This window comes from Pantoea sp. B550, from assembly GCF_024158165.1.
GTDB lineage: Bacteria > Pseudomonadota > Gammaproteobacteria > Enterobacterales > Enterobacteriaceae > Pantoea > Pantoea alfalfae.
Genome location: NZ_JAMYXI010000003.1, coordinates 3,102,011 through 3,114,412, shown reverse-complemented (window position 1 = coordinate 3,114,412; position 12,402 = coordinate 3,102,011). Strand labels below are relative to the sequence as shown.

Genomic DNA, 12,402 nt, shown 5'->3' with positions numbered 1-12,402 from the left:
CCTTAAAGGCGCTTCTTTCTTAATGGGTGGGTCGTGCAGGATTGCCTCGGCCCTTCCAGGGCCTCACCCTCCGGGTGATGCTAACGCATCAGCCTGAATCGCCGGGCGATTCAGTCGAACCTGCTGCAGGTTCTCACCCTGCACGATAAAGTCCGTGCCCCGGAAACGAAAAAAGCGCCTTAAAGGCGCTTCTTTCTTAATTGGTGGGTCGTGCAGGATTCGAACCTGCGACCAATTGATTAAAAGTCAACTGCTCTACCAACTGAGCTAACGACCCGCTGGGGGCTTACAACCGTTCAGCGCGCCAGGCAGCTGAGATAAGATGGTGGGTCGTGCAGGATTCGAACCTGCGACCAATTGATTAAAAGTCAACTGCTCTACCAACTGAGCTAACGACCCATCTTAGGTTGTGAAGCAATGCTGAAGTGTTCTTCTTAAAACAGCGCGGTAAAAGCGCGTCTGAAGGAGATGGTGGGTCGTGCAGGATTCGAACCTGCGACCAATTGATTAAAAGTCAACTGCTCTACCAACTGAGCTAACGACCCATCTTCAGGCTGACCAGACACTTTTCAATGTGTCCCGGCAACGGCGGCATATATTACTGATTTAGCGGGGTAGCGCAACTCTTATTTCTGCTAAATGCTTCAGTTGCTTACCTTTCATACGGCAAGACCAGAAATCACACGATATCTGGTCTGAACCGGACAAATTACAGGCCTGCCAGACGTTTCTGCGCCTGTTTAGCAGATTCGGTGTCTGGATAAAGTTTGATCACCTGCTGGAAGACCGCTTTGGCTTTCGCCGTATCTTTCTTCTCCTGCATGATGACACCCACTTTCAACAACGCTTCTGCAGCTTTCGGCGACTTCGGATAATTCTTCACCACCGTGGCGTAATAATAAGCCGCGTCGTCCTTTTTGCCTTTGTTGTAGTTCAGCTGACCCAGCCAGTAATTCGCATTCGGCTGATAGGTCGAATCAGGGTAACGTTTTACCCACGCCTGAAGCGCGCTGATCGCCTGGTCATACTGTTTCTTCTCCAGAATCAGCGCCACAGCCGCATTGTAATCGCTGTTGGCATCGCCGGTCTGCGCGGGTGCGCTCCCCGTGGATGCTGCCGCGCCTGCGGTTGCTGCTGCGCCTGTATCCGCTGCGGCGTCGCTGCCGGCAGCCTGCTGCCCGCCGCTGCTGCTGGCGCTGCTTAGCGTGTCAATCTGCTGGTAGAGCTGCTTCTGCCGCTCAACCACCTGATTCAACTGATACGTGTTTTGCTGGATTTGCCCACGCAGCGCATCAATATCACGCTGGTTATCACTCATCTGCTGCTGCAGTTGCTGCATCAGCTGTGCCTGGGCATTAGAGATTCGTTCAAGAGTGGTGACACGGTCTTCGACCGAGCCGGAGCCAACGTTACTGATTGACGCTTGGGCATTAGCGGCCCAGGGGGCCGCTACGCCAATCAGTAACGACAGACTCAACAGATGACGTCTGAAGTTACTAACCATGTGATTCTCTTAGTAGACCAGTACGGCACGACGGTTTTTAGAATACGCTGCTTCGTCATGACCCAGAACGGCTGGCTTCTCTTTACCGTAAGAAACGATAGACATCTGATCAGCCGACACGCCTTTACCCTGCAGGTACATTTTAACGGCGTTAGCACGACGTTCGCCCAGGGCGATGTTGTATTCCGGCGTACCGCGCTCATCCGCGTGACCTTCAATGGTCACTTTGTATGATGGGTTGCTGCGCAGGAAGGTCGCGTGCTGATCCAGCATCTGTGCGTAATCAGACTGAACGTCATACTTGTCCAGGCCGAAGTACACGATGTTGTTCTGCTGCAGCTGCTGCATCTGCAGACGAGCCTGCTCGTCAGAAGACATGTTGCCGCCGTTACCGTTCATGCCAGAGTTTGCACCGTAAGCGCCATCAGCGCCCATGCCAGTCTGGTCATTGTTGTTGTTTTTGTGTGAGCTACAAGCCGCTACTGCCAGAACCGGCAGAGCCAGCATCAAACCCTTCAGCACTTTGTTCAGTTGCATTTCAAAAATCCCATTATTGTTTATTGTTTGCGATGTCTGAACTGTCAGACATTACAGATACGGCGACCAGGCAGGAAATTTGACCTGTCCATCAGTTGCCGGAAGACGCGCTTTGAAACGACCGTCGGTTGAAACCAACTGCAGTACGGAACCCATCCCCTGAGTAGAGCTATAGATTACCATTGTGCCGTTTGGTGCCAGGCTCGGCGTTTCATCCAGGAACGTGTCCGTTAACGTTTGAACGGCTCCCGTTTCCAGATCCTGTTTGGCGACGTGTTGAGCACCACCGCTGGTGCTAATCATCACCATAGATTTACCATCTGTTGCGACATCCGCATCCTGGTTCTGACCACCTTCCCAGGTAATACGCTGTGGCGTGCCGCCGTTAAGGCCGACTTTATAGATCTGAGGCGCACCCGCCTGATCCGAGGTATAAGCCAGCGTCTGGCTGTCCGGGAACCAGGTTGGTTCAGTGCTGTTATAGCGGCCATCTGTCACCTGACGCGTCTGACCTGACGCCAGATCCATCACATAGAGGTTCAGACTGCCGGTTTTAGAGAGCGCGAAAGCGAGCTTAGAGCCATCTGGCGAAAACGCCGGTGCACCGTTATGACGTGGATAAGAGGCGACCTGACGGATAGCACCGTTAGACAGCGTCTGAACCACCAGCGCAGATTTGCCGCTTTCAAAGGTCACGTAGGCAACTTTGCTGCCATCCGGAGACCAGGCTGGCGACATCAGTGGCTGTGGTGAACGATGTACCACAAACTGATTGTAACCATCGTAGTCAGCGACGCGCAGCTCATACGGGAACTGACCGCCGTTGGTCTGCACGACATAGGCGATACGGGTACGGAAAGCACCTTTAATGCCGGTCAGCTTCTGGAACGTCTCATCACTGGCCGTGTGGGCAGCATAACGCAGCCACTGTTTAGTCACTTTATACGAGTTCTGAGCCAGTACGGTACCTGGCGCACCGCCGGTATCAACCAACTGGTAAGAAACCTGATAGCTGCCATCCGGGTTAGAAGCAACCTGACCGACGACAACGGCATCAATGCCGAGCGCGCTCCAGGCGGCAGGCTGAACTTCCTGCGCGCTGGCAGGCTGCTGTGGCAGACGCGAGCGATCCAGTGGATTAAATTTGCCACTGTTGCGCAGGTCAGCCGCCACGATACCGCCGACATCTTCTGGCGCGGCACCCGCACCCGCCCATTTAAACGGCACCACACCAATCGGGCGCGCGGTGTTAACACCCTGGGTGATCTCAATTCGAACTTCTGCATGCAGCATGGCTGCCCACAGCAGGATAAAAAAGCCTAACGTAACGCGAAGAGCTTGCTTCATTTTATCTCCCTTATCTGAACCTCAGTCCACGATAATTGGCACTGTTCCTGGAAACCACGAGTACAACTTAAGTACGGCAAGCTAAACATAGATCAACTTGCCGACCGTGACTGCATTATTGCGGTTTAAAACGCATCGGGGCGTTTTTAAACACTTCGTAGACCGCCTGCGAAGGCGGCTTCGGAATACGTGCCTGTTTGGCGGCAGCAATCGCGGCCTGACAGAGCGCGGGATCGCCCCCCTCTGACTTAACATCAATCAACAAGCCGTCAGGCGCAAGTTTAATCCGCAAATCACAGGTTTTTCCGCGATACAGATCGGCATCGTAGAATCGGCTCTGAATCGCGCTCACAACCTGACCCATGTAGGAGTTGATCTCCGCGCCTGATGCGCCCGCTTTCTTCTGGTTGCCCTGCCCTGCTGCGCCACCTGAGGTGCCGCTTTTCGGTGCATTTTTGCCGGAAGCGAGTCCACCCAGTAAATCATCGACATCGCTGTCGTTAGCCGCATCAGCGGCCGCTTTCGCTTTGGCATCTGCTTTGGCTTTAGCAGCGGCATCCGCTTTTGCTTTGGCTGCCGCATCGGCTTTTGCTTTGGCTGCCGCATCGGCTTTGGCTTTTGCCGCGGCATCGGCTTTCGCCTTGGCAGCCGCTTCTGCCTTCTCTTTTGCGGCTTCTTTGGCCGCCTCAGCTTTCTCTTTCGCGGCTTCAGCGGCCTTCTCTTTCGCCGCCTCTGCGGCTTTTTCTTTGGCTTCTGCAGCTTTCTCTTTCGCTTCTTCGGCCGCTTTGGCTTTGGCATCCGCCGCCGCTTTCACTTTGGCCTCAGCCGCCGCTTTGGCATCCGCTTCAGACTTTGCTTTGGCTTCCGCAACGGCTTTCTCTTTTGCCGCGGCCGCCGCCGCGGCTTTCGCCTGCTGATCAGCCTGCTTCTTTGCGTCGGCAGCGGCCTGCTTCGCCTGCTCGGCGGCGGCTTTTGCCTGTGCATCCGCCTGGGCTTTCGCATCCGCTTTAGCTTTGGCTGCCGCTGCTTCAGCGGTTTTCTGCTGTTCCTGAGCCTGCTTAGCGGCCTCTTCAGCTGCTTTCTGTTGCTCAGCCTGCTGTTTAGCCTCTTCTTTCGCCGTTTCCTGCGCGGCCAGACGCTCTTTTTCCAGCGCTTTCAGACGCTGCTGTTCAGCGGCCTGTTTCTGTTGCAGCTCTTCAGCCTGCTGCTGCGCCTGCTTTTTACGCTGCTGCTCAGCCCGCTGGCTGTCACTCTGCTGGTTCTGCTGACGATTGTATTGACTTACGACGGCACCAGGATCGACCATCACTGCATCAATATCACTGCCACCACCACCCGCACTGCTGGGGTCAACATGCTCATTAAACGAGCTCCAAATCAGCAGCGCGATCAGCACGATGTGCAGAATCACCGAAATGATTATCGCGCGCTTTAACTTCTCGTTTTGCTCGGTTGCCTTCGACACACTCGGTTCCCAAAAAACGGTTCGATTTTAAATCGGCTGCGTCATCAAACCGACAGATTTAACACCCGCCTGATGCAGCAGGTTGAGCGCTTTAATAATTTCATCGTAAGGCACCTCTTTCGCGCCCCCGATCAAAAAGACCGTCTTAGGATTCGCTTCCAGTCGACGCTGCGCTTCGCTGATGACCTGCTCAGGGGGGAGTTGGTCCATACGATCGTGATCCACGACCAGGCTGTACTGCCCCACGCCCGCTACTTCGACAATTACCGGCGGATTATCGTCGCTGGAAACCGTTTTAGAATCGGTCGCATCCGGCAGATCCACTTCCACGCTCTGGGTAATAATGGGTGCCGTCGCCATGAAGATCAGCAACAGCACCAGCAGGACGTCCAGTAGCGGAACGATGTTGATTTCCGACTTCAGGTCGCGGCTTTTGCGACCACGTACTCTGGCCATCATTAACCTCTATTTACTTAGCGCTATCGCTGGAGAAAGCCTGGCGATGCAGGATGGCAGTGAACTCTTCCATAAAATTGTCGTAGCCCTGCTCCAGTTTGTTTACGCGCTGGTTCAGACGGTTATACGCCATGACCGCCGGAATCGCGGCAAACAGGCCGATTGCGGTCGCAATCAGTGCTTCAGCAATACCCGGTGCCACCATCTGCAGCGTCGCCTGCTTCACCGCGCCCAGCGCGATAAAGGCGTGCATAATTCCCCAGACGGTACCGAACAGCCCGATGTAAGGACTGATAGAGCCGACCGTTCCCAGGAACGGAATGTGGTTTTCCAGCGCTTCCAGCTCACGGTTCATTGAGATGCGCATAGCACGACTCGCTCCGTCAATGACCGCTTCCGGCGCATGATTATTGGCGCGATGCAGGCGGGCAAACTCTTTGAAGCCGGAATAGAAAATCTGCTCTGAGCCGCCCAGTTCTTCCCGGCGCTCCTGGCTCTCCTGATACAGGCGCGAGAGTTCGATGCCGGACCAGAATTTGTCTTCAAACGCCTCCGCTTCTCTTCCCGCCGCATTCAGAATACGTGTGCGCTGAATAATGATGGCCCAGGAGGCAATAGAAAAGCCGATCAAAATCAACATGATAAGTTTGACCAGAAGGCTCGCCTTCAGGAACAAATCAAGAATGTTCATGTCAGTCACTGCTTGAACTCCGCGACAATAGACTTGGGAAGCGCAATCGGCTTCATCAGGTGTGGGTTAATGCAGGCAATCAGGACTTCTGCCTCATTGAGCACTTTGCCTTCAGTATTCACGATACGCTGCGTGAACGTCATGGTAGCCCGTGTCATTGATGTGACCTCACTCTGGATCTCCAGAAGGTCATCAAGACGCGCCGCCGCCAGATAGTCCACCGATATGCGCCGTACCACAAAAGCGATCTGCTGTTCTAACAGCGTCTGCTGATTGAAATGGTGCTGTCGCAACATTTCGGTACGTGCTCGTTCATAAAAAGCGATATAGCTGGCGTGATAAACCACACCACCGGCATCAGTATCTTCGTAGTAGACCCGAACCGGCCAGCGAAACAGCGTTGTACTCACTCTACATCCCGGCCTCGTTTTAAACGTTGCTACTATACGCAAGAGAATTGGGGTTGGGAATGGGTCGCCAGAGCCAGGCGAAAATAATTATCGCTCCGTAACAAACGGAACGATTTCAGAGAGATTTATTGACCCGGCGCTGACAAATATTCACTGACAGCGCGGGTGAGGCGGGGATTAAAGGTAAAAACGGTAAAGCGCAATCAATAACACCAGCAGAGCCGGTAACGGCGTAAACAGCGCCTGCCATCGGGTTTTCCGTGGCCGGAAACCCACACCGTGAATTACGCCGCAGCAGACCGCCCAGATCAGCACCAGCCCCTGCAGAGCAGGAAGCTGGCCCGCCTGATTAGCAAAACGGGTCGGATCCCACATCACGCCGCCCGCCGTCAGCAGCGCCAGCAGCAGTGAAAGGGCCCGTAACGGGCCCTTATCCATCAGATCATAGAGCATCCGAATTGGCGTGCGCATCAGTGAGTCTCATCCTGCGCTTCAACGTGTTCAATCGCCAGAGCGGTCACGATACCAAAGGCACAGGCCAGCAACGTGCCGAGAATCCAGGCAAAATACCACATGCGACATCTCCTTTATTAATAGAGTGAGTGACTGTTGCTTTCAATCTGCTCTTTGGTAATACGGCCAAACATCTTCCAGTAGCACCAGGTGGTGTAAATCAGAATGATTGGGACAAAGATAGCGGCGGCCACGGTCATGGTTTGCAGCGTCAGCAGACTGGACGTTGCGTCCCACATTGTCAGGCTGGTTCCCGGCACGGTGCTGGATGGCATAATGAACGGAAACATCGCAATGCCGGCGGTCATGATGACGCAGGCCAGGGTCAGTGAGGAGAACAGGAACGCCCAGGCGCCCTTCTCAACCCGCGAGCAGAGTACGGTAAGCAGCGGCAGCACTGAACCGAGCAGCGGGAACAGCCACAGTACAGGATGGTTCTGGAAGTTGACCATCCAGGCACCCGCTTCGCGTACGACAGTTTTTCCCAGTGGATTCGAGGCGGCGAAGTGATCCACTGTGCTGGTCACCACATAACCATCGATACCGTATTTCACCCAGACACCCGCCAGGATGAAGCAGACCATCATCACCAGCGCGGCAAGTTGTGCAGCGGTACGCGAACGCAGATGCAGTTCGCCAGTAGTGCGCATCTGCAGGTAGGTTGCGCCCTGCGCCAGAATCATCGCCACACTGACCACACCCGCCAGCAGGCCAAACGGATTCAGCAGCTGGAAGAAGTTGCCGGTATAGAACAGGCGCAGATACGCATCGGCATGGAATGGCACGCCCTGTAACAGGTTGCCAAAGGCCACGCCAATCACCAGCGGCGGCACGAAGCTGCCAATAAAAATGCCCCAGTCCCAGGCACCGCGCCAGCGGTTATCTTCAATCTTCGAGCGGTAATCGAAACCGACCGGACGGAAGAACAGCGACGCGAGCACCAGAATCATCGCCACATAGAAGCCGGAGAAGGCTGCCGCGTAAACCATCGGCCAGGCAGCAAATAGCGCGCCACCCGCGGTGATCAGCCAGACCTGGTTACCGTCCCAGTGCGGAGCGATACTGTTAATCATGATGCGACGTTCAGTATCAGTGCGGCCCAGCATGCGCGTCAGCATCCCGACGCCCATATCAAAACCATCTGCGACAGCAAAGCCAATCAGCAGCACGCCGATCAGCAGCCACCAGACAAAGCGCAGAACTTCATAATCAAACATGGTCGCTCTCCTTATCCCTGAACCGGCTGAGTGGTTGCCGTGATCTGCTCATGATGATAACGCCCGGTTTTCAGGCTGCTCGGCCCAAGGCGGGCGAATTTGAACATCAGGTACATCTCTGCCACCAGAAACAGCGTGTAGAGTCCGCAGATCAGGATCATCGAGAACAGCAGATCGCCAACAGTCAGCGAGGAGTTGGCCACTGCTGTCGGCAGGATTTCACCGATAGCCCAGGGCTGACGACCATACTCCGCCACGAACCAGCCTGATTCGACAGCAATCCAGGGTAAGGGAATACCAAACAGCGCCGCTTTCAGTAACCAGCGGTTTTTGCCGACGCGATTGCGTATTACGCTCCAGAAGGAGAGCGCGATGATACCCAGCAGCAGTACGCCACACAGCACCATGATGCGGAAGGCGAAGTAGAGCGGCGCCACACGTGGGATAGAGTCCTGCGTGGCCTGTTTGATCTGTGCTTCGGTCGCATCCGCTACGTTGTCGGTATAGCGCTTCAGCAGCAGACCATAACCGAGATCCTGCTTGTGGCTGTTGAACGCGTCACGTACTGCGGGATCCTGACTGCCGCTGCGCAGTTCATTCAGCAGGGTGTAGGCTTTCATGCCATTACGGATACGCACTTCATGCTGAGCCATCAGATCTTTCAGACCGGTGACCGGCTTATCGATGGACCGGGTCGCGATAAGGCCCAGCAGCCACGGGATCTGCACGGCATACCGGTTCTCCTGCGTTGCCTGATCGGGCAGGCCAAACAGCGTAAATGACGCCGGGGCTGGCTGGGTTTCCCACTCCGCTTCGATAGCGGCCAGCTTGGTTTTCTGCACGTCGCCCATTTCGTAGCCTGACTCATCGCCCAGCAGAATCACGGAGAGCACCGCCGCCATACCAAAGCTGGCCGCGATAGCGAACGAGCGTTTAGCAAAAGCAATGTCACGCCCTTTCAGCATGTACCACGCGCTGATACCCAGAATGAACATCGCGCCGGTGGTGTAACCGGCCGCAACGGTGTGAACAAATTTAACCTGCGCCACCGGGTTCAGTACCAGCTCAGAGAAGCTGACCATTTCCATGCGCATAGTTTCGAAGTTGAATTCCGAGGCGATGGGATTCTGCATCCAGCCGTTGGCAACCAGAATCCACAGCGCAGACATATTCGAGCCCAGCGCCACCAGCCAGGTCACCGCCATGTGCTGCACTTTACCCAGCCGATCCCAGCCAAAAAAGAACAGGCCGACAAAGGTCGATTCCAGGAAGAACGCCATCAGACCCTCAATGGCGAGCGGCGCGCCGAAGATATCGCCGACGTAGTGAGAGTAATATGACCAGTTTGTCCCGAACTGAAATTCCATGGTCAGGCCTGTGGCGACACCCAGCGCAAAGTTAATACCAAATAACTTGCCCCAGAACTTCGTCATATCTTTATAAATTTGTTTGCCGCTCAGGACATAAACCGTCTCCATGATCGCCAGCAAAAACGCCATACCCAGCGTTAAAGGGACGAACAGAAAATGGTACATCGCTGTTAAGGCAAACTGTAACCGCGACAGTTCGACGATATCTAACATAAGGACTCCTTGCTCCTCGCTTTGTCTCTGTCACGCGCGCGATCAGAACGAACGTAATCAGAGTCAGGAACGGCTGTTTATTGATTCCAGTTTTTTTATTACCAGCAGAACAGATCTGTGAGCTGCCCGAACAGGCGAGTAGCGAATGAAGCAGCTCTGAAAATTGTCAATCCGCGCTTTCATTAACGCGTGCTTTAACAGGAGAAAAGCGGGTGTCATCCCGGATTGAGCAGACGTTTGAAAATTTGTGTAAAAGGCTGGATTGATGCAGCGCAATTTACGCTCTTAGCGTTGCGCTTTGCCAGCGATATAGTTGGATTTAAATCGTGATTAATTGATCTGGATTAACGCAATAAGTTTCCAGATAAAGTCAGGTGGGTTTCTTGTTAATGAGATGTCATTAATGAAATAAGGCGGGGAAAAAATAGTTTACCTTTGATACTTTTTTTTAACGCAACCAATACCTGAATGGTTATCTGACTCTGCCCTCTTCTTTTTAATTGTCTGAGTTAAGACTGTGCGTTACCGGCATAAAAAAAGCCACCCGGAGGTGGCTTAGTCTCAGATGACGCCGACTTAATTTGCCGGTAATACGGCTTTAACCGCGTCACCGATGTCAGCCAGGCTGCGAACGGTCTTCACACCTGCGGCTTCCAGCGCAGCAAATTTCTCATCTGCTGTACCTTTACCACCGGCAATGATGGCGCCAGCATGGCCCATGCGCTTGCCTTTCGGCGCGGTTACGCCAGCAATGTAGCCCACAACCGGCTTGGTCACGTGCTCTTTGATGAAGGCGGCGGCTTCTTCTTCTGCGCTACCACCGATTTCACCAATCATCACGATCGCTTCAGTCTGTGGATCGTCCTGGAACATTTTCAGGATGTCGATGAAGTTAGAGCCAGGGATCGGGTCACCACCGATGCCGACGCAGGTTGACTGGCCGTAGCCGATGTCAGTGGTCTGCTTAACCGCTTCATAGGTCAGGGTGCCTGAACGGGAAACGATACCGACGCGGCCCGGCTGATGAATGTGGCCCGGCATGATGCCGATCTTACATTCGCCTGGGGTGATCACGCCCGGGCAGTTTGGACCGATCATCCGCACGCCCGCTTCATCCAGCTTCACTTTCACAGTCAGCATATCCAGGGTCGGGATACCTTCGGTGATGGTGATGATCAGTTTGATACCTGCTTCAATCGCTTCCAGGATGCCATCTTTACAGAAAGGCGCCGGAACGTAGATCACGGTGGCGGTTGCGCCGGTCGCTTCTACCGCTTCGCGTACGGTGTTGAACACCGGCAGGCCAAGGTGAGTCGTGCCGCCTTTGCCTGGCGTTACGCCGCCAACCAGCTGGGTGCCGTATGCCAGCGCCTGCTCAGAATGGAAAGTCCCCTGGCCACCGGTGAAACCCTGGCAAATGACTTTGGTGTTTTTGTCGATCAGAATGGACATTATTTACCCTCCGCGGCAGCAACAACACGCTGTGCGGCGTCTGTCAGGCTGGTTGCTGCAATGATGTTCAGACCGCTGTCCGCCAGTTTCTGTGCGCCCAGCTCGGCGTTGTTACCTTCCAGACGTACCACCACTGGCACGTTCACACCCACTTCAGCGACTGCGCCAATGATGCCATCGGCAATCAGATCACAGCGTACGATACCGCCGAAGATGTTAACGAAGACGGCTTTAACCGCATCGTCAGACAGGATGATTTTGAAGGCTTCGGTCACGCGCTCTTTCGTTGCGCCACCGCCGACATCAAGGAAGTTGGCTGGCTGACCGCCATGGTGCTTAACGATGTCCATGGTGCCCATCGCCAGACCTGCGCCGTTAACCATACAACCGATGTTGCCTTCCAGCGCAACATAGTTCAGTTCCCACTGTGTCGCATGCGCTTCACGTGGATCTTCCTGGCTTGGATCGCGCATTTCGCGCAGCTCTGGCTGACGGAACAGGGCATTGCCATCGGCACCCAGTTTGCCATCCAGGCAGATCAGATCGCCCTGTTTAGTGATGACCAGCGGGTTGATCTCAACCATCGCCAGATCGCGCTCCAGGAACAGGGTCGCCAGACCCATGAAGATCTTGGTGAACTGTCCTACCAGCTTGCCGGTCAGGCCAAGTTTGAACGCCAGCTCACGGCCCTGATAAGGCTGCGGGCCGGTCAGGGGATCCAGCGCCATTTTGTGGATCAGGTGCGGGGTCTCTTCCGCCACTTTTTCGATTTCCACGCCGCCTTCGGTAGAGGCCATGAAAATCACGCGACGCGTTGCGCGATCGACCACCGCGCCCAGGTAGAGCTCCTGATCGATGTCGGTTGCCGCTTCAACCAGAATCTGGTTTACCGGCTGGCCGTTTGAGTCTGTCTGATAGGTCACCAGACGTTTGCCCAGCCAGTTTTCAGCAAATGCGCGAATCTCTTCTTTGCTGTTAACCACTTTCACACCGCCCGCTTTACCGCGGCCACCGGCATGAACCTGACATTTAACTACCCACGGGCCTGCGCCAATTTTAGAGGCTGCTTCTTCCGCTTCACGTGGTGTAGTACAGGCGTAACCCGTTGGTGCCGGCATGCCATACCGTGCAAACAGTTGTTTCGCCTGGTATTCGTGTAAGTTCATGATGTTCTATCCATTCAGGTCTGAAAAGAGTATTGAGGTTGGGCGCGCGAGGCGCGCCCGG

General features: G+C 54.6%; 13 protein-coding genes, 3 tRNA genes and 1 other RNA gene. All 17 read right to left on the bottom strand.

Translation table 11 applies throughout. The features are described 5' to 3' along the window. Positions 1-24: 24 nt before the first annotated feature. Positions 25-158: non-coding RNA, RtT sRNA (locus NIM72_RS17570), on the bottom strand. A 43-nt stretch (positions 159-201) separates the two neighbouring features. Next, positions 202-277, bottom strand: a tRNA-Lys gene (locus NIM72_RS17565). A gap of 46 nt (positions 278-323) precedes the next feature. Next, a tRNA-Lys gene (locus tag NIM72_RS17560) sits at positions 324-399 on the bottom strand. Between the two features lie 70 nt (positions 400-469). Next, positions 470-545, bottom strand: a tRNA-Lys gene (locus tag NIM72_RS17555). 164 nt (positions 546-709) lie between these two features. Then, positions 710-1,504, bottom strand: coding sequence for a cell division protein CpoB (gene cpoB / locus NIM72_RS17550; RefSeq protein ID WP_161732155.1), 795 nt, complete (start codon positions 1,502-1,504; stop codon positions 710-712). Between the two features lie 9 nt (positions 1,505-1,513). Beyond that, on the bottom strand, positions 1,514-2,041 hold the full coding sequence (pal, locus tag NIM72_RS17545; protein WP_003853135.1) for a peptidoglycan-associated lipoprotein Pal: 528 nt from the start codon (positions 2,039-2,041) through the stop codon (positions 1,514-1,516). A 51-nt stretch (positions 2,042-2,092) separates the two neighbouring features. Beyond that, positions 2,093-3,388, bottom strand: a complete 1,296-nt coding sequence (gene tolB / locus NIM72_RS17540; RefSeq protein ID WP_013357155.1) for a Tol-Pal system beta propeller repeat protein TolB — start codon at positions 3,386-3,388, stop codon at positions 2,093-2,095. A gap of 115 nt (positions 3,389-3,503) precedes the next feature. After that, complete coding sequence (gene tolA, locus NIM72_RS17535; protein WP_253421341.1) at positions 3,504-4,853, bottom strand: cell envelope integrity protein TolA; 1,350 nt, start codon at positions 4,851-4,853, stop codon at positions 3,504-3,506. 27 nt (positions 4,854-4,880) lie between these two features. Then, positions 4,881-5,309 (bottom strand): colicin uptake protein TolR, encoded by a 429-nt coding sequence (gene tolR / locus NIM72_RS17530; RefSeq protein WP_013357153.1) that lies wholly within the window; start codon positions 5,307-5,309, stop codon positions 4,881-4,883. A gap of 13 nt (positions 5,310-5,322) precedes the next feature. Continuing rightward, the gene (gene tolQ / locus NIM72_RS17525) at positions 5,323-6,009 is read right to left on the bottom strand and encodes a Tol-Pal system protein TolQ (protein ID WP_003853142.1); all 687 of its coding nucleotides are present in this window, start codon (positions 6,007-6,009) and stop codon (positions 5,323-5,325) included. Beyond that, positions 6,006-6,410, bottom strand: coding sequence for a tol-pal system-associated acyl-CoA thioesterase (ybgC, locus tag NIM72_RS17520; protein ID WP_010260759.1), 405 nt, complete (start codon positions 6,408-6,410; stop codon positions 6,006-6,008). Before ybgC ends, tolQ begins: the two co-directional genes overlap by 4 nt. Before the next feature lie 177 nt (positions 6,411-6,587). Then, positions 6,588-6,881: a cyd operon protein YbgE gene (gene ybgE, locus NIM72_RS17515; protein WP_161732151.1), complete on the bottom strand. Its 294-nt coding sequence runs from the start codon at positions 6,879-6,881 to the stop codon at positions 6,588-6,590. Then, positions 6,881-6,985, bottom strand: coding sequence for a cytochrome bd-I oxidase subunit CydX (gene cydX, locus NIM72_RS17510; protein ID WP_013357150.1), 105 nt, complete (start codon positions 6,983-6,985; stop codon positions 6,881-6,883). The genes ybgE and cydX overlap by 1 nt, the downstream gene beginning before the upstream one ends. A gap of 15 nt (positions 6,986-7,000) precedes the next feature. Continuing rightward, a complete protein-coding gene (gene cydB / locus NIM72_RS17505) occupies positions 7,001-8,140 on the bottom strand; it encodes a cytochrome d ubiquinol oxidase subunit II (protein WP_161732149.1) in 1,140 nt (379 codons plus the stop codon). A gap of 11 nt (positions 8,141-8,151) precedes the next feature. Continuing rightward, positions 8,152-9,723: a cytochrome ubiquinol oxidase subunit I gene (gene cydA, locus NIM72_RS17500; protein ID WP_161732147.1), complete on the bottom strand. Its 1,572-nt coding sequence runs from the start codon at positions 9,721-9,723 to the stop codon at positions 8,152-8,154. 576 nt (positions 9,724-10,299) lie between these two features. Next, positions 10,300-11,175: a succinate--CoA ligase subunit alpha gene (gene sucD / locus NIM72_RS17495; protein WP_161732145.1), complete on the bottom strand. Its 876-nt coding sequence runs from the start codon at positions 11,173-11,175 to the stop codon at positions 10,300-10,302. Beyond that, the gene (sucC, locus tag NIM72_RS17490) at positions 11,175-12,341 is read right to left on the bottom strand and encodes an ADP-forming succinate--CoA ligase subunit beta (RefSeq protein ID WP_253421331.1); all 1,167 of its coding nucleotides are present in this window, start codon (positions 12,339-12,341) and stop codon (positions 11,175-11,177) included. The genes sucD and sucC overlap by 1 nt, the downstream gene beginning before the upstream one ends. Positions 12,342-12,402 lie beyond the last annotated feature (61 nt).